At 59.6% G+C, this 25,056-nt stretch carries 24 protein-coding genes and 1 tRNA gene; 6 read left to right on the forward strand and 19 right to left on the reverse strand.

The features are described from left to right. Window positions 1-161: 161 nt before the first annotated feature. Window positions 162-233 (reverse strand) — tRNA-Asn (locus tag HMPREF2547_RS09795). A gap of 276 nt (window positions 234-509) precedes the next feature. Between HMPREF2547_RS09795 and HMPREF2547_RS09800 the strand changes: the two genes are divergently transcribed. After that, on the forward strand, window positions 510-1,667 hold the full coding sequence (locus tag HMPREF2547_RS09800; protein WP_049170748.1) for an S-(hydroxymethyl)mycothiol dehydrogenase: 1,158 nt from the start codon (window positions 510-512) through the stop codon (window positions 1,665-1,667). Next, a complete protein-coding gene (locus HMPREF2547_RS09805) occupies window positions 1,664-2,296 on the forward strand; it encodes an MBL fold metallo-hydrolase (RefSeq protein WP_049170745.1) in 633 nt (210 codons plus the stop codon). Before HMPREF2547_RS09800 ends, HMPREF2547_RS09805 begins: the two co-directional genes overlap by 4 nt. Window positions 2,297-2,310: 14 nt before the next feature. Here HMPREF2547_RS09805 and dnaG read toward each other — a convergent pair whose 3' ends face one another. Next, window positions 2,311-4,242, reverse strand: a complete 1,932-nt coding sequence (gene dnaG / locus HMPREF2547_RS09810) for a DNA primase (RefSeq protein ID WP_080969560.1) — start codon at window positions 4,240-4,242, stop codon at window positions 2,311-2,313. Window positions 4,243-4,362: 120 nt separating this feature from the next. On the opposite strand from dnaG, the gene HMPREF2547_RS09815 reads away from it, so the two are divergent. Beyond that, complete coding sequence (locus HMPREF2547_RS09815) at window positions 4,363-4,866, forward strand: guanyl-specific ribonuclease (RefSeq protein WP_070605697.1); 504 nt, start codon at window positions 4,363-4,365, stop codon at window positions 4,864-4,866. A 26-nt stretch (window positions 4,867-4,892) separates the two neighbouring features. Here the strand turns inward: HMPREF2547_RS09815 and HMPREF2547_RS09820 are convergent, their stop codons facing one another. After that, window positions 4,893-5,588, reverse strand: a complete 696-nt coding sequence (locus HMPREF2547_RS09820; RefSeq protein WP_083296895.1) for a GAP family protein — start codon at window positions 5,586-5,588, stop codon at window positions 4,893-4,895. 84 nt (window positions 5,589-5,672) lie between these two features. Between HMPREF2547_RS09820 and HMPREF2547_RS09825 the strand changes: the two genes are divergently transcribed. After that, window positions 5,673-6,248, forward strand: coding sequence for a TetR/AcrR family transcriptional regulator (locus HMPREF2547_RS09825; protein ID WP_048732681.1), 576 nt, complete (start codon window positions 5,673-5,675; stop codon window positions 6,246-6,248). A gap of 15 nt (window positions 6,249-6,263) precedes the next feature. On the opposite strand, the gene HMPREF2547_RS09830 is transcribed toward HMPREF2547_RS09825, so the two are convergent. Next, the gene (locus HMPREF2547_RS09830) at window positions 6,264-7,556 is read right to left on the reverse strand and encodes a deoxyguanosinetriphosphate triphosphohydrolase (protein WP_048732682.1); all 1,293 of its coding nucleotides are present in this window, start codon (window positions 7,554-7,556) and stop codon (window positions 6,264-6,266) included. 28 nt (window positions 7,557-7,584) lie between these two features. Here HMPREF2547_RS09830 and HMPREF2547_RS09835 point away from each other — a divergent pair, with 28 nt between their 5' ends. Further along, entirely contained in the window at window positions 7,585-9,618 is a 2,034-nt protein-coding gene (locus tag HMPREF2547_RS09835; protein ID WP_222865373.1) for a TPM domain-containing protein, read from the forward strand. 8 nt (window positions 9,619-9,626) lie between these two features. On the opposite strand, the gene HMPREF2547_RS09840 is transcribed toward HMPREF2547_RS09835, so the two are convergent. The 3 genes from HMPREF2547_RS09840 to HMPREF2547_RS09850 are packed head-to-tail and all read right to left on the reverse strand — an operon-like array spanning window position 9,627 to window position 11,985. Continuing rightward, entirely contained in the window at window positions 9,627-10,043 is a 417-nt protein-coding gene (locus HMPREF2547_RS09840; RefSeq protein WP_049189624.1) for a hypothetical protein, read from the reverse strand. Continuing rightward, window positions 10,031-10,600: a hypothetical protein gene (locus HMPREF2547_RS09845; RefSeq protein ID WP_049189625.1), complete on the reverse strand. Its 570-nt coding sequence runs from the start codon at window positions 10,598-10,600 to the stop codon at window positions 10,031-10,033. Before HMPREF2547_RS09845 ends, HMPREF2547_RS09840 begins: the two co-directional genes overlap by 13 nt. Continuing rightward, window positions 10,600-11,985 (reverse strand): glycine--tRNA ligase, encoded by a 1,386-nt coding sequence (locus HMPREF2547_RS09850; protein ID WP_049170727.1) that lies wholly within the window; start codon window positions 11,983-11,985, stop codon window positions 10,600-10,602. The genes HMPREF2547_RS09845 and HMPREF2547_RS09850 overlap by 1 nt, the downstream gene beginning before the upstream one ends. Window positions 11,986-12,175: 190 nt before the next feature. Between HMPREF2547_RS09850 and HMPREF2547_RS09855 the strand changes: the two genes are divergently transcribed. Further along, window positions 12,176-12,670 (forward strand): Fur family transcriptional regulator, encoded by a 495-nt coding sequence (locus HMPREF2547_RS09855; protein WP_016423111.1) that lies wholly within the window; start codon window positions 12,176-12,178, stop codon window positions 12,668-12,670. Window positions 12,671-12,703: 33 nt separating this feature from the next. Here HMPREF2547_RS09855 and HMPREF2547_RS09860 read toward each other — a convergent pair whose 3' ends face one another. The 12 genes from HMPREF2547_RS09860 to HMPREF2547_RS09915 all read right to left on the reverse strand — a co-directional run bounded on the left by HMPREF2547_RS09860 (window position 12,704) and on the right by HMPREF2547_RS09915 (window position 24,958). Continuing rightward, window positions 12,704-13,426, reverse strand: a complete 723-nt coding sequence (locus HMPREF2547_RS09860; RefSeq protein ID WP_168161662.1) for an isoprenyl transferase — start codon at window positions 13,424-13,426, stop codon at window positions 12,704-12,706. Between the two features lie 28 nt (window positions 13,427-13,454). Continuing rightward, entirely contained in the window at window positions 13,455-14,204 is a 750-nt protein-coding gene (gene recO / locus HMPREF2547_RS09865) for a DNA repair protein RecO (protein ID WP_016423113.1), read from the reverse strand. Between the two features lie 4 nt (window positions 14,205-14,208). Continuing rightward, entirely contained in the window at window positions 14,209-15,150 is a 942-nt protein-coding gene (gene era, locus HMPREF2547_RS09870; RefSeq protein ID WP_042389423.1) for a GTPase Era, read from the reverse strand. A 4-nt stretch (window positions 15,151-15,154) separates the two neighbouring features. Beyond that, window positions 15,155-16,483: a hemolysin family protein gene (locus tag HMPREF2547_RS09875; RefSeq protein ID WP_016423115.1), complete on the reverse strand. Its 1,329-nt coding sequence runs from the start codon at window positions 16,481-16,483 to the stop codon at window positions 15,155-15,157. Continuing rightward, on the reverse strand, window positions 16,480-17,013 hold the full coding sequence (ybeY, locus tag HMPREF2547_RS09880; protein ID WP_005511056.1) for an rRNA maturation RNase YbeY: 534 nt from the start codon (window positions 17,011-17,013) through the stop codon (window positions 16,480-16,482). The genes HMPREF2547_RS09875 and ybeY overlap by 4 nt, the downstream gene beginning before the upstream one ends. A gap of 16 nt (window positions 17,014-17,029) precedes the next feature. Next, window positions 17,030-18,058 carry a PhoH family protein gene (locus tag HMPREF2547_RS09885; protein WP_049189611.1) on the reverse strand — a complete coding sequence of 343 codons (1,029 nt, stop codon included), beginning with the start codon at window positions 18,056-18,058 and terminating at the stop codon, window positions 17,030-17,032. A 12-nt stretch (window positions 18,059-18,070) separates the two neighbouring features. After that, window positions 18,071-18,850: a 16S rRNA (uracil(1498)-N(3))-methyltransferase gene (locus HMPREF2547_RS09890; protein ID WP_049189612.1), complete on the reverse strand. Its 780-nt coding sequence runs from the start codon at window positions 18,848-18,850 to the stop codon at window positions 18,071-18,073. A 43-nt stretch (window positions 18,851-18,893) separates the two neighbouring features. Then, window positions 18,894-20,024, reverse strand: coding sequence for a molecular chaperone DnaJ (gene dnaJ, locus HMPREF2547_RS09895; protein WP_070605702.1), 1,131 nt, complete (start codon window positions 20,022-20,024; stop codon window positions 18,894-18,896). Window positions 20,025-20,026: 2 nt separating this feature from the next. Continuing rightward, a complete protein-coding gene (hrcA, locus tag HMPREF2547_RS09900; RefSeq protein ID WP_070605704.1) occupies window positions 20,027-21,064 on the reverse strand; it encodes a heat-inducible transcriptional repressor HrcA in 1,038 nt (345 codons plus the stop codon). Window positions 21,065-21,073: 9 nt separating this feature from the next. Further along, the gene (gene hemW / locus HMPREF2547_RS09905; RefSeq protein WP_049170714.1) at window positions 21,074-22,237 is read right to left on the reverse strand and encodes a radical SAM family heme chaperone HemW; all 1,164 of its coding nucleotides are present in this window, start codon (window positions 22,235-22,237) and stop codon (window positions 21,074-21,076) included. Then, entirely contained in the window at window positions 22,234-22,920 is a 687-nt protein-coding gene (locus tag HMPREF2547_RS09910) for a hypothetical protein (RefSeq protein ID WP_016423121.1), read from the reverse strand. Before HMPREF2547_RS09910 ends, hemW begins: the two co-directional genes overlap by 4 nt. A gap of 205 nt (window positions 22,921-23,125) precedes the next feature. After that, window positions 23,126-24,958: an AMP-dependent synthetase/ligase gene (locus tag HMPREF2547_RS09915; protein WP_016423122.1), complete on the reverse strand. Its 1,833-nt coding sequence runs from the start codon at window positions 24,956-24,958 to the stop codon at window positions 23,126-23,128. Between the last annotated feature and the right edge of the window lie 98 nt (window positions 24,959-25,056).

Here is a 25,056-nt window from a genome sequence, read left to right on the forward strand (position 1 = left end):
CGGAAAAGACACACTTTTCTTTACTTAACCCGGCGACGCACCGCCCAGACACGCTTTTCCGACTTTCCTAGGGCTTGGATTATTTTCTGTCTGTTTTTGTCTTCTTCGTCTTCTTAAACGAAAACCAGGCCAGAGAAAAACTCTCTGACCTGGCTTAATTGCTCCTCCAGCTGGACTCGAACCAGCAACCCTTCGATTAACAGTCGAATGCTCTGCCATTGAGCTATGGAGGAATATCCACCGCACAGAACCGGCTAAACCGAACTTCGGCCATGCCGTTCCTTGCGACGGATAGATACTTTACCCAGACCCCTTGAAACTCACAAATCGCCAGGTCAAAGGTCAATTTATACCTTCTTTTCCCACACGTCATGACACCGTTGTGAGTTCTCAGAGCCACGCAATCCACACAATCCACGCAACCTCACACAGCGCCCACAAAGCTCCTACCAGTACTGAAAATGCTTTCCATCATGCACTTTTCATACCGCGCTCATACGATGGGGCTTATGTCTGAACAAACCAACGGAACCGAAAACACCGAGCAAACCGCACGCGTTGTGCGCGGCGTTATCGCCCGCGAAAAAGGCGCACCTGTAGAACTTACTGATATCCACATCCCGTCCCCGGGCCCGAACGATGTCATTGTCGACATCCAGGCCTGCGGCGTCTGCCATACAGACCTGGCTTACCGCGACGGCGATATCACCGACGAGTACCCGTTCTTCCTCGGCCACGAGGCCGCAGGCGTGGTCTCCGAGATTGGCGAAGAGGTCACGCATGTTGCCGTCGGCGATTTCGTTGTCCTCAATTGGCGCGCCGTCTGTGGCGAGTGCCGCGCCTGCAAGCGCGGTGAGCCACAGTACTGCTTTAGCACTTTCAACGCCTCCAAGCCCATGACGCTTGCCGACGGCACCGTCCTCACCCCGGCACTTGGAATCGGCGCTTTTGCGGATGCCACCCTCGTCCACGAGGGCCAGTGCACCAAGGTCGATTCGGCAGCCGATCCGGCCGTTGCGGGCCTGCTGGGCTGCGGTGTCATGGCCGGCATCGGTGCGGCTATTAACACCGGCGAGGTTAAGCGCGGTGAATCGGTAGCCGTCATCGGCTGCGGTGGCGTTGGTACGGCCGCTATCGCCGGTGCCAAGCTGGCCGGCGCTAGCAAGATTATTGCCATCGACATCTCGGACGAGAAGCTGGATACCGCCCGCGAATTCGGCGCGACCGAGACCATTAACTCTGCGGAGCTGGCTAAGAGCGATAAGGGCACCGGGGAAGAGGATCCCGTCGTTAAGCGAGTGCGTGAGCTGACCGACGGTTTCGGTGCTGATGTCGTGATTGATGCGGTCGGCCGTCCGGAAACCTACAAGCAGGCGTTCTACGCCCGTGACCTGGCTGGACGCGTTGTTCTGGTCGGTGTTCCGGCGCCGACAATGGAGCTGGACATCCCGCTGGCGGATGTGTTTAGCCGCGGTGGTGCGTTGAAGTCGTCCTGGTACGGCGACTGCCTACCAGAGCGCGACTTCCCGATGCTGGTGGATCTGTCGTTGCAGAACCGCCTGCCATTAGAGGGCTTCGTGACGGAGCGCATTGGCATTGAGGATGTTGACGAGGCCTTCGAAACCATGAAGGCCGGTAAGGTACTGCGATCGGTGGTGACGCTGTGAACAAGGGTTTGAGGGTCGACCACGTTCTCACGTCGGGCACGTTCTCGCTCGATGGTGGCACGTGGGACGTAGACAACAACGTATGGGTGCTCGGCGATGACCGTGAGGTCATTGTCATCGATGCGGCGCATGAGGCGCAGCCGATTATTGACGCGGTGGATGGCCGCAAGGTAAAGGCGATTGTATGCACCCACGCGCACAACGACCACATCACTGTGGCCCCTGAACTGCAGGAGAAGCTCGACGCTCCCCTGCTCGTCCACCCGGGCGACCAGATGCTGTGGGAGCAGTCCTGGCCGGACCTGGCGCACGAGGACCTCGCGCACGGTCAGCGCCTGGAGATTGCAGGCACGGAGGTTGTCATTATTAACACTCCGGGCCACTCCCCTGGCTCGTGCTGTCTGTACGTACCGGAGGCCGCGGAGCTGTTCTCTGGTGACACGCTGTTTTCCGGCGGTCCGGGGGCGACCGGTCGGTCCTACTCGGATTTCGACACGATTATTAACTCCATCCGCGACAATCTGCTGACTCTGCCTGCGGAAACGACTGTCCGCACGGGTCATGGCGACCACACGACGATTGGCCGCGAGGCTCCGCACTTGGAAGAGTGGATTCGCCGCGGCTACTAGTCGCTAGCCACTAGCTACTCAAACACGACCTTGACCGCCTCTGCTTGCAGTTCGCGGCGGTACTGCTCCATCGCGAGCAGGTCCGCGAACAGCGAGTTGTAGGCGGTTTCGTCGTCTGAGGGGCGCATTCGTGAGAGCATCGCCTTCAGCTGTGCAATTTGGTCACCGACCCACACCTCCTGCAACCGCGCCAGAATCGCCTGCGCATACGGGCGCAGCGTCTCTGCATCGACGGCGATTTGCTCCACGCCCAGCTCAGTCACGAGATGCTTGACGACGTCCTCCCGCGCCTGATCCATAATTGCGGTCGCCCAACTATGTGGCTGTGTGGCCGCTTCCCCGCAGGCACCACCTGCAGCCATGATGGCATCGAATACCGCCCGGTAGGTCGGATGCCCAAAGGTCTCGGGTGCGAGCGCATCGAATACCGGGCCGGTGGTGGCGGGCTCTTGAATTGCCAACTTGAGAGCCTCACGCTGCGCATAGAGCACAGGGTCCCGCGGGTTTGGATACGGCAGTGCCGGGTTGCGCCGGCGCCGCGCTTCCTCTGCCTCTTCGCGGGCACGGGCCTCTTCTTGGCGACGCTGGTAGGGAGTGCGCTTTTCATTCTGTGGCCGACTGGCCTCCTCGCGGACGCGCTGCACCAGCTCGGCTTCATCATTCCAGCCAATCCAGCCGGCAACTTCGCGGGCATACTCATCGCGCAACGCCGCGTCCTTGAGCTGGGCCAGGACAGGCACCACTCGGCGCAGCCCGGAGACCCTGCCATTAGCGGTGGTCAGGTCATAGTCGGCCAGAAGTGTGCGGAGGACAAATTCGATCAATGGCCGTCGTGAAGCAACGAGATCGCGGACTGCGGCCTCGCCCTTCTTCTGGCGCAGATCACACGGATCCATGCCGTCCGGCGCGACCGCGACGTAGGACTGGCCGGTGAAGTTCTGCTCCCCCTCGAAGGCGCGCATGGCGGCCTTTTGCCCTGCCTCGTCGCCGTCGAAGGTGTAGATGAGTTCGCCGCGGAAGAAGTTGTCGTCGAGCATGAGACGACGCAGCAGCTGGAGGTGCTCCTCGCCGAAAGCGGTGCCACAGGACGCGACGGCTGTGGTCACGCCCGAGGCGTGCATGGCCATGACGTCGGTGTAGCCCTCCACGATTACAGCCTGATGACCAGCGGCAATATCCTTCTTTGCCAGATCCAGGCCGAAGAGGACCTTGGACTTCTTGTACAGCATGGTCTCGGGCGTGTTCATGTACTTGCCCAGATTGTCATCGTCGAAAAGCTTGCGGGCACCAAAGCCGATGACATCGCCGGACATATTGCGGATCGGCCACATGAGACGACGGTGAAAACGATCGATCGGCCCCATGCGCCCCATCTTGGAAAGACCCGCCTTGTCCAACTCCTCGAAGCTAAAGCCCAGGCGCTGCAGGTGCTTGGTTAGAGTGTCCCAGCCGGCCGGCGAGTAGCCACAGCCGAACTGGGCCGCGTGCTCGGCGGTGAAGCCGCGGTTTTCCAGAAACTCGCGCGCGGGCGCTGCCGCTGGAGTGGAGAACTGTTCGCGGTAGAACTTCTGTGCCTCGCGGTTTGCGGCGATGAGACGCTGGCGAGTTCCCGGTTCCTCGCGACGGCCCGTGCCGCCGCCCTCATAGTTAATGTGGAAGCCAATTTTCTCCGCACAGGCTTCGACAGCCTCCGGGAAAGACAGGTGTTCCATCTCCATGAGGAAGCTGAATACATCACCGCCCTTGCCGGTGGAAAAGCAGTGGTAGTAGCCATGATTGGGGCGTACGTGGAACGACGGCGTGCGCTCGTCTTTAAAAGGCGAAAGCCCTTTCAGAGAATCCGCGCCAGCCGGTTTGAGGTTCACGTATTCTGCAACGATCTCCTCAATCGGAGTCCGTTCGCGGATTGCCGCGATATCGGAGTCCGGAATTCTTCCCCTAGCCATGAAAATAACCTTACCCAAACCGTCCAATCGACTCCGCCGTAGAGGTTTCGCATGCCGACGAGCCGCCCGCGCCCAACCCAAAAACGTGCCGGCGGTGACAGATATGGAAAGATACTAGCCATGGCTGAGTGGAAGAAGATTGCGAGCGGCGTAGGCGCTGCCGCCCTGGTGCTGGCTGGTAGTTATTTCGGGCTCGATGGCGGAGATCAGAACGCATCGGGGTCGGAGGACTCACAGGGGTCGCAGGATTCCGCTGCCTCTAGCGCGAAACCAGGCCCTAAACCTGGCCCCAACTCGGGCAGCAACAAGGCTGGCACAAAGGGTGCCACCTGCGCAGTAGATACCCTGCCGCAGGAGGCCGACGATGTTATCGACCGCATCCTGACCGACCAGGACCACATCTATTCGCAGCACGACGGCAAGCACTTCGGCAACTACGAGGGACGCCTGCCGAAGGAGCGCGGTGACTACTACCGCGAATACACCGTGACCACCCCGGGCAATTCCAGCCGCGGTGCACGCCGCATCGTTGTCGGCGGCGGTTCCGAAAACGATCCGGATGTCTGGTACTACACCGACGACCACTACGAGAGCTTCTGCGAAATTCCTGACGCGGAGGACTGAGCCAAAGTATTACTGCGGAATCAGCGCTACCCGATAAAACCGAGTTGATTTTCGCTCCGGGCAACAAGAACGATGCCAATTATTGCTGCCACCCACAAAACAGTGACCTTTGTTTCATATTCCAACCGGGGGATAACGTTCACTACCCGGTTGTAGACCTTATCTCCGAAGGCCGCGAAGAGCACTCCAACGATGACTGCGGGCGAAATCATCACTACACAGTAGAGCGCGAGGATAAGCAGTTGCACTGCGAAAGGCACTGCCATCGATTCAATGATTCCGATTGCCGCCAAGTACGGCAACATCGTACCGACCTCGACAACTGCTGCTGCTAAGGCTAAACCCACCATCGCGGGGAGGCCGGCAGAACCTTTCTTAGTGTCCTCCGACCGAGATTCAATTACCTCTTCGACGGTCCGTTTCTTGGGATTCGGTGCCAGGATTCCGTAAGCAGCTAACAAAATACCCAACACCATCATCACCCAACTGAACCAAGTGTTGGATGCAATGCCCGAGACTGCGTCTAAAGCCTGACGCAGGCCGAAAAAGAGCGCGATGCCAACCGCAAAGTAGGACAAGACAATTATCCCTAAATAAGTAACGTATTCGGCACCCCTCATCCTCCGCCAGACGATGAGCAGCACTACTGGAATCAGCAGGGTTCCAGCACTGAGACTGTCAAGAAGCGCAAGCCCCACAAGAACAAGATAGTCCATCTCCATCACTCCCTCGTACATTCGTATAGTAAACTATCATACAGTCGTACGGGAAGTGGCGCGAATGAAACCCCAAAGGAGTTTTAGGATATGAGCATGATGTCACCTCAAGAAAAAGCCATTTCCGATGCAGCAATCAAAGTAATTGTTAACCAGGGGTTCGACGTTGTCAGCGTTCGAAAAGTGGCTCAACAGGCGGGCGTAGCCCCTGGAACAGTGCAGTATTTTATGGGCACGAAAGACGAACTACTCAGCAGGGCACTTCTGCGCTCGGCAGCACGACAGCATGAAAGAGTCTCGTCGTTACGCTTTCAATCGAATACCTCGCCGCTAGAACAGCTCCACCGCTCCCTGCTCGAACTACTCCCCATCGGCCCAATACAGCGCGAAGACGCAGCACTGTGGGTTATCCTCGGTGCCGCTGCATCAACACGCAAAGTTCTGGCCCAGGAGTACCAGAACGAACTCAGTAGATTCCAGGACCATCTCATTTCAGCACTGTCCGCCGCAGACGTCCCTGGAGATATAGCTCAGACGGCCCGGCTCATCACAGCTATCGTAAATGGACTAGCCCTCGATTACATGCATGCGAAGCCCGACGCAGAGACTACGAAGGCGCTTTCCGATGACCTCAGTAGTAGCCTTCAGCGGATACTTCAAAAATAGTAATCGCTGACAGCACTACCCCCACGCCGCAGCCACACCAGCAATCTGGCGATCAAGCCGCTCTACACGCGATTCCGTCATCGACGCTAGCTGATCAACGATAACCCGCAGCCGCGCTTGGTCACTCTCCGCCCGGGAATAGAGCCACTGGAACATCGGATCAAGCGTCCCTGGAGCACCTTCCTGCAGATACTCGGCCACCCGGAAAAGACGATCGCGTTCACGCTCCTGACGGCGAATATGACGCGGAAGATCCATCACATACAGCACGGCGATGGTCTTCAGCATGGTGACCTCCGCCAGAATCGAGCTGGGCACGGCGAGGTCCGCGTCGTAACGCCCGAGCGGAAGCGTCGACCCGGAGGCAGCACGCGTACCCGCGACGGAAGCCGTGACGAAACGGCCGACCAGCTCCGAGGTCATCCGTTTCAGCGCGACCAGCGAGCGCAGCGAACCATCATAGGACGCCGCAGCTGATACCACCGGCAAGCTGGCAAGACGCCCGGCAGCCTCGACGAGCTCCGCTGGATCGCCACCAAATGCGGCAGCACCCTTGTCAGCGAGCGCGGCCAGTTCCACCGTGTCCCACAGAACACCCAGGTCAACGCGGCCAGAGACGATGCCATCCTCGACATCGTGGACGGAATAGGCGACATCGTCAGACCAGTCCATGATCTGCGCCTCAAGACACTGCTTGCCGTGCGGAACGCCCTGGCGAATCCACTGCAGGATCGCAGCATCTTCCTGGTAGGCGCCGTACTTGTGGCGGAGCTGACCATCGGGACCGATCGGTGTCCACGGGTACTTACAAGCCGCATCGAGCGCCGCCCGAGTGAGATTGAGTCCACAGGGCTCACCTGTACCATCGAGCACCTTCGGCTCGAGGCGAGTGAGAATACGCAGCGTCTGCGCGTTGCCCTCGAACCCGCCGCAACCAGCGGCAATCTCGTTGAGGGCACGCTCGCCGTTGTGGCCATACGGCGGATGCCCGATGTCATGGGTCAGGCCGGCCAGCTCTGCGAGATCCTCATCTGCACCCAACTCGCTGGCGATTCCGCGGGAAATCTGCGCGACCTCCAGCGAGTGAGTCAGGCGCGTGCGCGGAGTATCACCCTCCCCTGGCCCCACAACCTGGGTTTTGTCAGCCAGCCTGCGCAGCGCTGCGGAGTGCAGGACGCGGGCGCGATCTCGTGCAAACGCTGCCCGGTGGGTTTCCAAGGACTGCACCCCGGGCAGCAATGACTGCTTCGGAGACTCCTCGACAATACGAGCGAGTTCAAAAGATGAATACGAAAATTTACCGGCCACGTGATTATTGTTACGTATCCTTGTAGATATGTCTGACAGGAATCGCGTGTTTCGCCCCCTTTACCTTGCCGCATCGGGTGCTTTTCTCGGCCTGAGCATGCCGCTAATTACTGCCGCACTACCGGCACAGCCACCGGTTCACGCACCTGCTTCGCTGCTGGCACTCGCGCCGTCAGCATCCCTGGCGCACGCCGAGGCACCGGCGGATGTGTCGGGCGAGGTGGCTGATCTCGCAGGTGTGCTGAGCGGCGGCGATGAAGCTCGTCTGAAGGAGCAGATTCAGCAGCTCAAGACAGAGAAGCGACTCCTGTTCTCGGTGTTTTACATCAAGAGCTTCGACGGCATTCAGGGCGAACAGTGGGCGCAGCAGGCCTGGGAGCACCTCGGAGCTGCCGACAACCGCGGTGTCCTGGTCGTCGCCGTGGAAGACCGAAACCTCGGCGCTTTCGTCGGAGACTCCTTCCCCCGCAACGCGGAGGCCATCAACAGAGCAGCTCAAGGGCAGTTGTTAGAGGATGACAACTGGGCAGCTGCGGGTGAAGCTGCCATCGCCGAGGCAGGCGGTGGCAGCGGCTCCGCCGGTGGGTGGGCACTCGGCGCCGGCCTCGGTGGTGCCGCCGTTGTCGGTGGCGCCACCTGGGCCGTGGGCCGCCGCAATAAGAAGAAGCGCGATGAGGAGGAGATCGCTCGTGGCCGCAACATCGACCCCAAGGATGTCTCTTCGCTGGACTCGCTGAGCACCAGCTCGCTCGATGTTCTTGCGCACGATGAGATTGTCAGTACCGATGAGTCCATTCGCAAAGCCCGCACCGAGCTCGACCTCGCCCGCGCTGAGTTCGGCACCGAACGCATCCGCAGCTTCGACAACGCACTGAAGCACTCTCAGTCCACGCTCGAGCGTGCGTTTGCACTTCGCCAACAGCTTGACGACGGCTCCGTGTCCGACGAAATCGAGCGCCGCAGTGTCCTGCTGGAGATTATCTCCACCTGTGGTGTTGCGGATGACCAGCTCGACGGCGAGGCCGCAAACTTCCAGAAACTCCGCCAGGAGTTGATGAATGCTGAAGCGACGATTTCGAAGCTCACTCAGCGAAGTGTCGAGCTGCGTTCACGTATGCCGCGTGCCGGCGAAATTCTCGATGGTCTGCGCGCACGTTACGAAGAGCAGATGCTCAGCTCTGTGACCGACAATATCGACATGGCCACGGAGCACCTGAATCAGGCTGACCAGTCAATGTCTGAGGCCCGCCGCATCGCGGACCTACCTGCCGGTGAGCAAGGTGGTCTGATTGATGCGCTGTCGGCCACCGACTTTGCGCTCACACAGGCAGAGAGTCTTCTGGAGGCCATTGAACACGCCGATAGCGATATTCACGCTGCAGTCGCTGGACTGGCTTCCCTTATCGCCGAGGTCCGCGGTGAAATCGATGAGGCCTCGCACCTGATGTCGGCACCGCAAGGCGCCAACATCAACCGCGAGCGTCTCAATGCGGCCATCGAAGCAGGCCGTGAAGCACTCGGTGTGGCAGCCAATAAGTCCGAAGTGGATCCACTGAGTTCCTGGACCGCACTGACCGATGCCGATGAGCTACTCGACGAAGCCCTCGACTCCGCTCGAGACAAGGCCGCATCGTTCGCCCGCGCTACCGCTACTTTGCAGCACAGCATGCAGGATGCCGACAATCACATTCGCGCCGCGGCTGACTTAATTGCTACCCGCCGCCGTGTGGTTGGTGCTGAGGCTCGCACTCGCCTCGCGGAGGCGCAGCGTGCTTACGGCTCTGCTCAGGGCTTGGCCAACGACGATCCGCGAAAGGCTTTGGCCTACGCACGTCGTGCGCGCAAGCTCGCGGCTGAGGCCGCTGACTTGGCCCGCCGTGACATCCGCCGCTACCAGGATCAGCGCCGCGGTGGCGGCAGCAACGGTTCGATGGTCGCCGGCATGGTGCTAGGCAGCATGCTCAGCAACAACAGCGGCTTTGGTGGCAGTATCGGCGGATTCGGCGGTTTCGGCGGGGGTTCGAGCCGACCAGGCGGCTCCGGCAGCACAATGGGCTTCTAGATTCCCGCCTAAATTCGCATCTGGCGTGGTCCATCCACAGACCACGTCGCCAGAGAGGCGGCAATCAGCCAGTCTTCGAAACTCCCCCGGAAGTCTCCTTTCTGGGCATAGACACCAAATACCCCTCGGCCTAGGCTGTCCTCTCTGACGATTCGGGCGAGCTCATAGCCTGGCCGTTCGATGTCGAAGACCGTGCGAATTCCCCGTCCTTCTCTGTTTAGGACAAAAGAATCCCCCTCATCCGGATTCGTCATCACTAGCGCGTTCGTGCTAAAAAAGCGGGCTTTCACCTGCCAGCCACGCCCTTGTGGCGAGGTGATCCAGAAAGCACTAAAGACCCCGTCCTGACAGCTCCAGCCGTCGGACAGGGTCTTTTGGTTCTCGTCGTAAACGACGCTGTCTGCAATAGTTGCTACACGATCCACACCCAAATCATATAGGCAATCAGCAAGAGCAAGCAGACAGTGAGAATCCAGGTAGAGGAAACCATGCGGGACTCCAGCACTCGACGAGCACTGTAGACCAGGAAGATCTTCTCCTCTTCCGGCAGCGCACGGCCCTCATCGGTGTCGAACTGCACCTCTGCGTGGCGCACGCCACGGGACGCACCGGTAAACTGGCCCCACTTCTCGCCGGTCTTCGCATTCTCGATGACGTAGTTCGTCGATCCCTCGCACACCAGCTTGCCTTCAGGACGAACCGGCCCAAAGGTCACTGAAAGCTGCTTGGCTCGCGAAATCTTGTCACGGTCAGCAGCAACGGTCGAGAACACGCGGCCGTCGGGAAGCGTGGCGGAAACACGGTGATTAGCAGAGGCGTCAATGACCCACTCCCCTTCCGGGGTGTTGAGGCGATCGCCCTGCTCATCACGGATGTACGTGCCGACTTCGGTGCTTTCCTTCAGAATCGGCCAGGTTTGCTCGGATTTTTCCCGAGAGCCGTCGCCGAGACTATAGGATTCCCAAAAAACTTCTTCGGCCATTAGCAGCCCACCAGGCGAGCTGCGAGGTAGCCTTCCAGCTCGTCAATCTTGACGCGCTCCTGCTCCATGGTGTCGCGGTCACGGACGGTCACAGCGTTGTCCTCGAGAGTATCGAAGTCAACGGTGACACAGAACGGAGTACCGATCTCATCCTGGCGACGGTAACGACGGCCGATAGCACCGGAGGTGTCGTAATCGACGGCCCAGTACTGGCGCAGCTTGTCCGCGACAGCCTCAGCGGTCGGAGTCAGGGTGTCCTTCTTCGACAGCGGCAGAACAGCAACCTTAACCGGCGACAGACGCGGGTCTAGCTTCAGCACGGTACGGGTGTCGGTGCCGCCCTTTGCGTTCGGCACCTCTTCCTCGGTGTAGGCATCACACAGGAAGGCCATCAAGGCGCGGGTCAGACCGAAGGACGGCTCAATGACGTACGGAACGTACTTTTCGCCGGTGACCTGGTCGTGGTAACGCAGGTCTTCCTTGGAGTGCTCGATGTGGCAGCCGAGGTCGTAGTCCGTACGGTTGGCGACACCCATCAGCTCGCCCCACTCGTTGCCCTGGAAGTGGAAGCGGTACTCGAAGTCAATCGTGCGTGCAGAGTAGTGAGCGCGCTCGTCCTTCGGAACGTCGAACTGACGCATGTTCTCCGGGTTAACGCCCAGGTCAATGAACCAGTTCCAGCAGGCGTCGACCCACTCATCGAACTTCTCTTCCGCCTGGTCCGGTGCGACGAAGTACTCGATCTCCATCTGTTCGAACTCGCGGGTACGGAAGATGAAGTTACCCGGGGTGATCTCGTTGCGGAATGCCTTACCGGTCTGGCCGATACCGAACGGTGGCTTCAGGCGAGCCGTGGTCATAACGTTCTTGAAGTTGACGAAGATACCCTGAGCGGTCTCCGGGCGCATGTAGTGCAGGCCCTGCTCATTGTCGACCGGGCCGAGGAAGGTCTTCATCAGACCGGAGAACATCTGCGGCTCGGTCCAGTTGCCCGGCTGACCGGTCTCCGGGTCCGGAACGTCTGCCAAACCATTGGCCGGCGGGTGACCGTGCTTGGCCTCGTAGGCCTCCAGCAGGTGGTCAGCGCGGTAGCGCTTGTGGGTGTGCAGGGACTCCACCAGCGGGTCGGTGAAGGTAGCGACGTGGCCGGAAGCTTCCCAGACCTGGCGCGGCAGGATAATGGAGGAATCCAGGCCGACGACATCCTTACGGCCGGTGACGAAGGTCTTCCACCACTGGCGCTTGATGTTTTCCTTCAGCTCCACACCCAGGGGACCGTAATCCCATGCCGAGCGGGTACCGCCGTAAATTTCACCACACGGGTAAACGAACCCCCTGCGCTTACACAGGTTGGCGACGGTATCGACAACTGACTTAGGTGCCACGGTCTAGACCACTCCTTATAAATGGCTTCGCATCGCACACCACACGCCTTTTCCGGGCACACAATTCAGCCCGTTCCGTGCGGCGAACGACATAATGAAAAGCAAAATGTACTGACCCCAACAGGCCAGTTAAAAGTTCCCCTATACTCTAGCGCATCTTGTCCAACCGATACCGGGTAGTGTCGGTTACATGGCTGGCGAAGATATGCACGAAGTTAGTTCTGGCGAAAACCCACGTGGTACGGGCTCCCCCGCTAGCACCGGGGCACACGCCTCCGCGCGGCCGGCCGCAACCCGCATCGGCCAGCGCAGTACTCGCCAACGCCGCGCCGTCGTGTCGATTATGAGTGAGGCCCCTAATTTTCGCTCCGCTGCTGACATTCATAAGTCGCTGACGGAACGTGGGGACAAGGTCGGCTTGACGACGGTCTATCGGACGCTCCAGTCCCTTGCAGAAATGGACATTGTCGATGTTCTGCACAATGCCTCCGGAGAGGCTCTCTACCGGCTGTGCGGTGACCACCACCATCATCACCTGGTCTGCACCGATTGCGGCAGCACCGTTGAAGTCGCTGGCGGACCAGTCGAGCAGTGGGCTCACAGCCTTGCGGAGGAGCACGGTTTTAATCTGACCGGGCACACTGCTGAGGTCTTCGGCCTGTGCAGGGACTGCCAGAAGAAGTAGCCTGGGCTCCCCCCCCCAAAAAAAATACCGGCTCTAGGCCTTGCCGAACCTACGGTCGCGCTTGGCGTACTCCACCACTGCGGCGCGCATGTCATCCCGACCGAAATCCGGGAAAAGCTTGTCCTGATAGACCATCTCCGCATAGGCGGACTGCCAGATTAAGAAGTTGGACGTGCGCTGCTCGCCCGATGGACGCAGGAACAGATCAACATCCGGCATAGTCGGCTCATCCAGGAACTGTGCGAAAGTTTTCTCGGTCAAGTCATATTCGCTGAGCTCCCCCGCTGCTGCCTGACGAGCAATCTCTCTAGCAGCATCAACAATTTCAGCGCGACCACCGTAGTTGACGCACATATACAGAGTTAGCGCGTCATTGTCCTTCGTCTGCTCCTCGGCAATCTCAAGTTCCTTAATCACCGAGCGCCACAGTCGCGGACGACGCCCTGCCCAACGCACGCGAACGTTCTTCGAATCCAGCTCATCACGACGTCGACGCAGCACATCGCGATTAAAGCCCATGAGGAATCGGACCTCATCGACCGAACGACGCCAATTCTCAGTGGAAAATGCGTAGGCCGACAGGTGCTTGACGCCCATCTCCAAACAAGCATCGACGCACTCCATCAGCACGGCCTCGCCACGCTTGTGCCCTTCGGTGCGTTTGAGCCCACGCTGTTCGGCCCATCTACCATTGCCGTCCATCACGAGCGCGATGTGATTGGGCACGAATTGCTGCGGTACAGGAGGATTCAACACGCTTCCTATTGTGCCCCACCGCTACTGTTTACTGCCAAAAAGCATCCACATGTTCCAGCGCCGGCACCCGGCGGCCCAGGTAGTACTGCAGGTACTTCGCCGTTAGGGTACGCGCCGTCGCCATCCGTCCCTCGAATTCGCTTGACGACGTATCGATGCCCGCCCATTGCTCATGAGCAAGCTGCCACATCAGATGCAGAACCTCGGTCGGCGGAGTATCTGCACCCGGTGGCCTGCAGTTGGTGCACACTGCTCCACCTAATGCGGGAGAAAACGCATGATGAGGCCCGGCTTTGCCGCAGCCTGCGCATTCAAAGAGGCTTGGCTGCCAACCTGCCTGCGCCATTGCTCGCAGGATGTAGGAGGTCAGCAACAAATCGGGGCGATGGCGACCGGCCGCAACGTCGTCGAGCGATTGGGTGGTGAGATCCCACAATTCGGGAGCCGGCACTTGCTCCTCGCCGACAATGCGTTCGGCGACGTCCAGGACTGCACACGCACAGGTGTAGCGCGCATAGTCGTCGACAAGCGGTGCTGCCCACGTGCGCACGGTATCTGCGCCTGCGATAGTGGACAGTCCTCGGCGTGGGTAGATGTTGACATCCACGTCGACGAATGGTGAGAGGCGGGAGCCGAAGCGGCTCTTCGCGCGGCGCACGCCTTTGGCGACACCGCGGACTAGGCCGTGGTCGCGGGTGAAAAGGACGATGATGCGGTCGGCTTCGCCGAGGTCGTAGCGGCGTACGACCAGCGCACGGTCGCGATACGGCTCGACCAACTTTTTAGAATCCCAACTTGCCCAGCTGCTTCGGGTCCGACTGCCAGTCCTTCAGCACCTTCACGCGCAGGTCGAGGTAAACATTCTGACCGAGCAGCGCAATGAGTTCCTTACGAGCCTTGTGAATGGTGGTGCCCATGCGTCGACCGTCGCGCCCCATGAGGATGGACTTCTGCCCCGAACGCTCGACATAGATAACGGCGTGGACATCCAGGACGCCTTCGCGATCCTGGTTCGGCAGCACCTCATCAATCTGGACTGCCACGGAGTGCGGCAACTCATCGCGCAGACCGCCGAGGGCCGCCTCGCGAATGAGCTCCGCCATCCGGGTGTGCAGATCCTCATCGGTGATGTGCCCCTTCGGGTACAGGCGCGGTCCCTCCGGCAACTGGGAAGCCATGACATCAATCAGCGTGTTGATGTTCTCGCCGGACTTCGACGAAAGTGGCACCAGCTCGGCATCCGGACCGAGCAACTCCTGCAGCTCGATCAGGCGCTCAATAATGGTGTCGCGCGAGACCTTATCCACCTTGGACACAATGCCCATGATGTTCTTGCAACCTTTGGAGACGTTCTCGTAAATCCAGCGGTCACCGGGGCCAATTTTCTCGTCGGCAGGCACGACCATCGCGACCAAGTCCACATCGGAGTAGGTCTCCTGAACCATGTCATTCAGGCGCTCACCGAGCAGCGTGCGTGGCTTGTGCAGACCTGGCGTATCCACGACAACAATCTGACAGTTCTCGCGGTGGACTACACCTCGGACTGGATGACGCGTGGTTTCCGGCTGGTTAGCGGTAATAGCGATCTTCTCGCCCACCAGGGAATTGGTCAGCGTGGACTTACCGGTATTCGGACGCCCCACAATGGAAACGAACCCAGAGCGAAAGCCCTCCGGCGCGCTGTAATCATCAGCATCTCCGCCAAGTCCAGCATTGGCCAGCATGTCATCAAGATTGCCCATCAGTATCTTCTTCCTCGGAGTAAAACTCCGCAGTCGGCTCCACCACCACAGTGCGTACTCGCATACGACCACGACGGTCACGCGAGCCCTCGGCGGTAAACTTCAGTCCTGCATATTCTACGTACGAACCGGGCAGTGGCACACGTCCAAGCTCATATGCCAACAGACCGGAGACCGTATCCACCTCATCGGTGACCTCGTCATCGAAGACGAGTTGGCGCCCGTGGGCTTCGTCGTAAAGCTCTATGAGCTCGCCCAAGCTGAGGCGCGCCTGCACGCGGTAGGAGGCATCCCCCAGTGGTTCGATGGGGGCCTGCTCGGCCTCGTCGTATTCGTCGGCGATCTCACCGACAATCTCCTCGAGGATGTCCTCAATAGAGATAAGGCCGGCGACCGATCCGTATTCATCGATGAGGATGGCGATGTGATTGCGGGTGCGCTGCATTTCATCGAGCAGGTCATCCAGTGGCTTGGAATCGGGCACAAAAACGCAGTCACGCATGACCTCGGAGACGCGAACACCGCGGCCGCCATCAGTACGCGAGTACGTCTGCTGGACAATGTCCTTCAAGTAAATGACGCCGACGATGTCCTCAACGCTCTCGCCAATCACCGGCAGTCGCGAGTGACCCGACTTCACGCATAGGGCCACTGCCTGACCACAGTGCTTATCCGCCTCAATCCACACCATCTCTGGGCGCGGAACCATAACAACGCGTGCCGACGTTTCCGCGAGATCGAACACAGACTGAATCATGCGGCGCTCATCGTGCTCCACAATGCCGCGCTCCTGGGCGATATCGACCATCTCGCGCAACTCGACTTCAGTGGCGAACGGGCCATCGCGGAAGCCACCACCAGGGGTGATGATGTTGCCGAACCAAATCAGCAACTTTTCCAGTGGCCCCAACACCTTGGCCATAAAACTCAGAACGACCGCGGTGGCGAGGGAAATCGAGTACGGATTCTTCCGACCCATCGTGCGGGAAAACACCCCGAGGACCAGGAAGGTGAACAGAGCCAACAACACCACTGCAGCCACAATGGCCCAGCGCTCCGGCTCGAAAAGCTTAAGACAAACTGCCGCAAGCGTCACTGCACCGATTGACTCGCACAGCGTCCGCAAAATCACCAGCACATTGACGTGCCGAGCGCGATTTTCTACGACCTTGAGAAGCGCATTAGCACCCGCGACCTCGTCACGCTGCAGCTCTGCCACGCGCGCACGGGAAATGCCTGCGACCGCAGTTTCGACTGTGTTAAGTCCGCCAGCGCAGATCATCGCCACAACGGCGACAATTATCAAAGTGATCATCGCTCGTTAGAACGCTCCGGGAACGCATTGGGGTTAATTGGTTTTTCGGAAAAGCTCACGCCACGACGATCGATGTCGTCGTACCAATCCGCCAACAGGCCATTCTGCAGGGAGAACATCTGGCGCTCTTCCTCCGCCGTGACATGGTCATAACCCAACAGGTGCAGTACGCCGTGCACGGTGAGCAGAACCAACTCGTGGCTCAGCGGATGACCTGCACGCTCCGCCTGCCCCGCGGCAAACTCGGGGCACAACACGATGTCGCCAAGCATGGCAGGTCCTGGGCTGGCAGCATCGGGGCGACCAGAGCCGGGAGTGAGCTCATCCATCGGGAAGCTCATCACATCCGTCGGCCCCGGCAGGTCCAGCCAGCGCACGTGGAGATCTTCAATCGTCTTCAAGTCGACAATGTGAATGCTCAGCTCAGCTGCCGGATGCACGTCCAGGCGACCCAACGCATAACGGGCAACGTCGATAAGCGATTCTTCATTGACGCCCTGACCGGACTCGTTGAAAACTTCAATGCTCATGTAATTTCAGCGTCCTTTATCGCTTGGTGGCGGACTGTCGCTTGGGTGAGGACTCGGCGCCCTGCGCAATGCCCTCGTTATAGGCATCGTAGTCATCGTAGGCCTCGACAATTGCGGTGACCAAGGGGTTTCGCACCACATCGGCCGCGGCCAACGCCGGAAACGCGATTCCCGGCACGCCACGCAACACCTCACGGGCAACTGCCAGACCGGACTTCTGCCCACGGGGCAGGTCAACCTGGCTGGCATCACCTGTGATGACCATCTTCGATCCGAAGCCCAAACGCGTGAGGAACATCTTCATCTGTGCTGGAGTGGTGTTCTGCGCCTCATCGAGAATGATGAACGCATTGTTCAAGGTGCGACCACGCATATAAGCCAGTGGTGCAACCTCCACTACCCCGGTTTCCATCAGCTTTGGAATTAGCTCCGGTTCAAGCATCTCGCGCATCGCATCGTGCAGCGGGCGCAGGTAGGGGTCAATCTTCTCGTGCAAAGTACCCGGCAAAAAGCCCAGGTTCTCCCCGGCCTCCACCGCCGGACGAGTCAGAATAATGCGCTCAACCTGCTTATCCTTCAGTGCGGCAACAGCCTTTGCCATAGCCAGGAAGGTCTTGCCAGTACCGGCGGGGCCAATGCCGAACACAACGTTGAAGCGGTCGATGGCATCGACATAGTTCTTCTGCCCCTCGGTCTTCGGACGCACGGTCTTGCCGCGGTGCGTCACAATTCCGCCACCGAGCACCTCACTGGCGGACTTTTCACCGCGATCGACGATGCCCACCGCGTGCCGCACTGATTCCGGGGAGAGCTCATGGCCACGACGGGCCATTGCCTCAAGCTCCTTGAATGCGCGGACAGCCAAAGAGACATCCGCCGGCGCACCCTTGATTGTTACAACCCCGCCGCGGACATGAATATCCGCTGCCAGTAGGGATTCCAGCAGACGGAGATTCTGATCCGCGTGACCGACCACAATCGGCGCGAGATTATCATCGAGCTCGACGACGGCCGTGGTACGAGCAGTTACTGAATATTTTGTCATTATGCGTCTATCCTACTGACCACTCTTGGGCGTGCCGCCCCACCGCTTCGTCAGCGGGCCCAGCGCACTGAGAGCAGCAGCTCCAGCCAGGGCGCTACGGAGAACCGTCGGGCCGAGCACCACCGAACTCGCGCCGGCGGCGCGGAAGGCCTCGAGTTCCTCGGGGCTGACTCCCCCTTCTGGGCCGACGATGAAAAGAACCTTGTCAGCGTTTGCTGTTTGTGCGGCGAAGTCCACGAATGGAGTTGTTTCCTCCTCGTGCAAAACTGCTGCCGCACCACCTGCTGACGTAGTTTCCCGGATGAGTTGCTCGATATCAGCGGAGCTATGCAGATCTGCAACCGGCGGAATCCATGCACGGCGAGACTGCTTCGCTGCCTCGCGTGCAGCCGACTGCCACTTTGCGCGCGCCTTGGTGACCTTTGCTGCACCCTGCCAACGGGCCACACAGTTCACTGCCGCCCACGGGATAATCTCGTCAACCCCAGCCTCGGTCATCAAGTCAACAGCGAGCTCGGCACGATCCGACTTCGGCAACGCCTGCACTACCGTGACGTGCGGCGTTGGACGTGCACGCTTCTCGGCAGCGATTACGCGGACGTGAACCTCGCGCGGGTCAACATGCATAAGCTGTGCCCGCACCACCATGTCCGCGCCATTGGCCAGGAGAATCTCCGAGCCTTCCTTCAACCTGCGAACGCTGATGTGCTTTGCCTCAGGCCCGAGGATCCGAATGATTTCCTCCGGGTGCGGCAGCTCGGCGAAATCACCGAGGAATACGGGCAAACTCATGCGTGCTTCACACTCACTGTGGGGCTATGGGGGGATGGCGTGTTCAACGGCGACGGAAACGGGAGAAGAATCCGTGTCGCTCGCTGGAATTAGCCACCTTGGCATCATCATCGCGGTGCTCGCGCAGCTTCTCCAGCAGCTCGCGGGACTTACGGTCCAGCTTCGTCGGCACCGTGACATCGACGTGTGCGACCACGTCGCCGTTGCCCTCGCCGCGCAGATGTGGCATACCCTTGCCCGACAGGCGAATCTGCTCTGCCGGCTGGGTGCCTGAATCAACCTTGATGGTCATTGGCTCGCCGAGCAGGTCGTCGACCTCAAACTCGGTACCAAGTGCGGCATCAGCCATGGGCACCTGCACGTTAAAGTGCAAATCATCGCCCTCACGCTCGAATACCGGGTGCGGGTCCATGGCAACTTCCACGTAGAGGTCACCCGCCGGGCCGCCGCCCGGGCCGACCTCGCCCTGCCCTGCCATGCGAATACGCATGCCATCAGAGATACCTGCCGGAACGTTGACCGTCAGATCACGGCGAGCACGGACGCGGCCATCGCCACCGCAGTTGTTACACGGATCGGGGATAATTTCGCCGGTGCCCTCACAAGTCGGGCACGGCCGCGAGGTCATCACATTGCCCAGGAAGGAACGCTGGACCTGCTGAATCTCGCCAGTACCATCACAGCTGGTACACATCTTCGGCTTGGACTTGGACTTCGAGCCAGTTCCCTCGCACTGCTCACACAGCACCGCGGTGTCCACCGTGATGGGCTTGCGGACACCGGTGAATGCCTCATCGAGGCCCAGCGAAATACGCAGCAGCGCATCTGCACCTGGCTGCACACGCGAGCGGCGCTGGCGGGTACCACCGGCACCGCCGAAGAATGCCTCGAAGATATCGCCGACTCCGCCGCCACCGAAACCGCCGAAGCCACCGCCTGGCATACCGCCCTGCGGATTGAGAGGATCTCCTCCCATATCCACAATCCGGCGCTTTTCAGGATCCAGCAGGACCTCGTTCGCCTCAGAGGCCTCACGGAACTTCTCCGCAGCTTCTTCATCACCCGGATTACGGTCTGGGTGGTACTTGAGCGCCAGCTTTCGGTACGCCTTTTTAATCTCAGCGTCCGTAGCGTCCTTCTCCACTCCGAGGATGCCGTAATAGTCGCGTGCCAACTTTAGCTACTTCCTTTCAATACCCGGCCAACGTACTGTGCAACAGCAGCAACCGAGGAAATTGTTTCCGGATAATCCATAAATGTGGGGCCAACTACGCCCATGCCACCCAAAATTTCGGTGCCGGTGCCATAGCCGGTTGAAACAACTGAGGTAGCGCGCAGCTCCTCGTCCTCGTTTTCCTCACCGATAGAAACGCGAACGTGGTGCAAATCCTGCGCGGCCGACAGCAGTTTCAGCACGACCACCTGTTCTTCGAGAGCTTCAAGAACCATGGGCAACGTAGAAGGTAAGCGACCGGCCATATTACCACGGGTCAAATTCGACGCTCCGGCCAGGATGAGTCTGTCATTCGGCTTCTCAATCAACGACTCCACCAGCACCGTCGAGCAGCGAATAAGCACATCCCGCAAATCACGCGGGGCGTTAGCCGCAAGATCGGAGATCGCAATCGACGCGTCGGCAAGCGTGTGCCCCGACATTGCGCGGTTGAAATGCTCACGCAAGAGCGGCACGAGATCGGGATCCATCGGTGCTGGCAGCTCAACATTGCGCTGCTCCACGCGCCCGGTGTCAGTGATGACTACCAGCAACAATCGCGCGTCGGCGAGCTGTACGACCTCGCAGTGCCGGACGCGGGAGACCTCCAGCGTCGGCACCTGCACCACTGCAACCTGGCGGGTTAGCTGAGCCAGCAGCTGCACACTGCGACGCAGAACGTCCTCCAAATCGACGCCGCCTTCGAGGAACTCGAGGATAGCTCGGCGCTCGGCCCGGGACAGCGGCTTAATCTGCGAAAGATTGTCCACAAAAAGGCGGTAGCCCTTCTCAGTCGGGATACGCCCGGACGATGCATGTTCCTGCTGGATATAACCTTCAGCCTCCAGCACCGCCATGTCATTTCTGATGGTCGCCGAGGACACACCCAGATTGTGGCGCTCCACCAGAGCCTTCGAGCCAACGGGCTCCTGGGAAGCTACGTAATCCGAGACAATTGCCCGAAGAACTTCCTGCCTGCGCTTATCCGTCTGAGATGACATGCAGATAGTTTAACTAAGGATGTCAACAATTATGGCGTCGGCCAGCAAACGACCGCGATTGGTCAGCTGAATCCGCTGGCCGCCATCGACGGAAACAAACTCCACCATGCCCGCTTCCGCTTGCCGACGTGCCTTGCCCAGCTCATCCTCACCGAGCAGATTGGCATCGATACCCTCGGCCAAGCGGAGGCCCAGCATAATCTTCTCAGTGTGCCGATCCTCGGCCGTTAGCCCTTCTGAATCCTTAATCGGCAATTCTCCGCCGGAAATGGTCGCCGCGTAGCGAGCCGGATGCTTGACGTTGTAAAACCTCGTGCCATCCAGGTGCGAATGTGCACCGGGGCCCGCACCCCACCAATTTCCATCGCGCCAGTAGAGCATATTGTGACGACATTGGCCGCCCGGTTTTGCCCAGTTGGACACCTCGTACCAGGAAAAACCGGCTTGACTCAGTGCGGCATCGATGCGCTCGTAGCGGTCGGCGAGATCGTCGTCGTCAGGCATCGGCAGCTCACCACGACGGACCTTACGCGCCATCGCGGTACCCGGCTCGACGATCAGTGAGTACGCCGAAACATGATCGACGTCCGTGGCCAGGACTGCCTCCAACGTCGTATCGAGGTTCGCCATCGACTCCCCTGGCGTGCCATAGATAACGTCGAGGTTGATGTGCTCAAAGCCGGCCGCGCGTGCCTCCGCCACTGCCGCCGCAGGACGCCCCGGCGTGTGCGTACGATCCAGAGTGGCCAGCACATGCGGCACAGCCGACTGCATGCCCAGACTCACCCGGGTAAACCCTGCCTCGGCCAAGCCTTCGAAAAACTCCGGGGAGGTCGACTCGGGATTCGACTCGGTGGTGACCTCGGCGTCGTCGGCAAGCCCAAAGCTGTTGCGCACACCGTCGAGCAGGCGACGAAGACCACTCGCCCCCAACATCGACGGCGTACCACCGCCGACGAATACGGTATCGGCGCCACGCGCTAGTTCGGGGTGCTTTACGACGGCCATCTCGAGCTCAGCCACGATGGCATCGAGGTAGTCTCCCTGCGTTGCGCCACTGCCCAGCTGACCTGGCGTGTACGTGTTGAAATCACAGTAGCCACAACGGGTGGCACAGAATGGGACGTGTAAGTAGACACCGAAGGAATCGGTGTGTGCGGAGGCTTCGCTCACGCATGCTCCTTGGCTCGACGTTGCTTGACGCGGCGGACAATTTCATCGATGCGGGCACGTTCCATCAGGAACTCCGGAGGCCTACGGCCGCGCAGCGCATTGGCAACTGCCGGATGAGTCTCGGGAACAGCAACACACCAAGCGGCGGCAGCGGACAGTGCACGGCGGCCAGACTGTGCGTAAAGCTGCGGAAGCACCACACTACCGAGCTTTTCCACGCCTCGGATGTTTTCGGCGGAAACCCAGTCGGCGAGTTCCTCCAGGTAAGAAGCCACGGCATCGGAGCGAGCAATCATTGCCTGCGTGACCGTAGGGACTGCAACCGGATGCTTCAAAGGAGCCGGAATGAGCGACAGTGACTGCACATCCGGCGACTTCGGTGCCGGATGTGGGTGTCGCCGCGGTGTCGAAGCGGAGGAAAGAGTACCGATGCGCCCCGAGCGAATGCCGGAGGTAAACGCTTGGCGTAGACCATCAAGCTCACCAATCAGAGGGCGGCAGTCCTCAACGGCCTCGTCGACGATGTCAGCGAGCTCGAGGACACATTCGTCCACCAGCTCACGATCTACATCAGCAACCGCCTGAGCAAGGTGCTCGATGTGTTCGGCAACTTCGTCACCAATGTCGTAGAGCTCTTGGGTCACTTCGCGCAGGCGTAGCCGAGCATCGAAGTGGTTAATCATTGCCCGCCCTCCCACGACATCTTCGGCGCCGGTGACATCATTGCAGTCTTCCGCTTTCGAATATCGACGAACATTGACGAATGCCGACTTTCGAAAACTGAAAACTCCTTAAAAATTTCTAGCGCCCCTCACCTTAATGGGGTGAGGGGCGCTAGCGCGGTAACAACACGCTGCCGTTTTCTATCGGCAGCGGGTAGACCGTGAATTAACGCTGGTAGAGAGCCTCAATGTCACGCGAGTAGTTGTCCATGACAATGTTGCGCTTGACCTTCATGGTCGGGGTCAGCTCGCCGCTTTCCTCGGTGAAGTCACTGTCCAGAATATGGAACTTCTTAATGGCCTCTGCGTGAGAAACCAGCTCGTTAGCGGAGTTGACGGCGTCCTGAATCTCGGCGCGCAAAACTGCGCTGGAGGCAGCGAGTTCACGGATCGAGGTGTGCTCGGGGACGGAGTGCTCAATCTTCCACTTCTCCAGTGCCTCCTCATCGAGAGTGACCAACACGGAGACGAACGGACGACCATCGCCGATGACGACTGCCTGGGACACCAGCGGGTGCGCACGCATGCGGTCTTCCATCGGGCCCGGCGCGACATTCTTACCACCAGCGGTGACAATGAGGTCCTTCTTGCGGCCGGTGATCTTCAGGTGGCCTTCTTCGGTCAGCTCACCGAGGTCACCAGTCTTAAACCATTCGCCGTCGATGAAGGCTTCCTTGGTTGCCTCTTCGTTCTTCCAGTAGCGGTCGAACACAACCGGACCACGGAGCAGAACTTCGCCGTCATCAGCGATAGCGGCGGAGCAACCACCGACCGGACGACCAACGGTACCAATAATCTGCTCGCTCGGGTTGTTCACGGTGACGGCAGCCGTGGACTCAGTCAGACCGTAGCCTTCGTAGACAGGCACACCGAGACCACGGAAGAAGTGCCCGAGGTCAGAGGACAGAGCCGAACCACCGGAAATGGTGTACTGCACGGCCTCACCCATAGCTGCGCGAATTTTCGAGAACAGCAGGCGATCGTAGAGCTGGCGACGCAGCTTCAAGACACGCGACGGACCTGCCGGAGTATCCAGCGCCTTGGAGTACTCGATGGCGGTGGCCTCAGCACGCTCGAACATGGCCAGACCGAATGCGCCCTTCTCCTTAGCGGAGGCGTAGGCGGAGTCACGAACCTTCTCGAACACGCGCGGCACACCGAGAATCATGTGCGGACGGGAACGCTGGAACTCCAGGGTGACGGTCTTGGTATCGGCCCAGTGAGACTGGGTAGCACCGGAAATCATCGAAGCCAGGGACACTGCGTGAGCCAACACGTGCGCCAACGGCAGGAAGGTCAGAATGCGGTTCCCCGGACGGGCAATCAGGCCAATCTCGTTGGTGAGGATGGCGCGGGCCTCCGCCAGCCAGTTGCTGTGCAGGAGCACGCAGCCCTTCGGACGACCAGTGGTACCGGAGGTGTAAATCACGGTTGCCAGGTCGTCGGCCTTGGTGTCCTTGATGCGGCGCTCGACCTCGTCGCCGTCAATGTCACGGCCTTCGTAGCTAATGGTGTCAGTAGCGGAAGCGTTAATCTCCAGTACACGACGCAGCTGAGACTCGCCCTCCGGGTTCTCGGTGCCCTTTTCGACCAGCAGAGGCTTCATGCGGTCGGTGTGCTCACGCGACTCGGTAAATGCGAAAACAGCACCGGAGTTTTCAATAATCCAACGAATCTGGCCAGACGAAGAAGAGCCGTAAATCGGGACAACAGCAGCGCCTGCCATCCAGATAGCGGTATTGATCAGGTTCCACTCGTAGCGAGTCTCACTGAGCAGCGCTACGCGGTCGCCCGGCTGAACACCGTTGGCAATTAGCCCCTTAGCGACGCCCTTTGCCTCGTCATAGAACTCCTGAGCAGTGACATTTACCCACTCAAAGTTCTTGGGGCGAGTGAAAAGCACCAGCTTCGGGCGCTTCTGCACCAGCTCCTGCAGCGAGGTAATAATCGTTTCGTCCTCGCCGATGACGTATTTCGCCTCGGTAGTATATTCACGCATCGAGTTACAAACCCCTACTTTCGGTAGTTCTGTCCGTCGTTGGTTTCGTTAGGAATCAACTTAGAACATCAAACCCTGCGCCGTTGTGATTTCAGTAA

Origin of the sequence: Corynebacterium sp. HMSC055G02, assembly GCF_001809065.1 — a bacterium.
GTDB lineage: Bacteria > Actinomycetota > Actinomycetes > Mycobacteriales > Mycobacteriaceae > Corynebacterium > Corynebacterium jeikeium_D.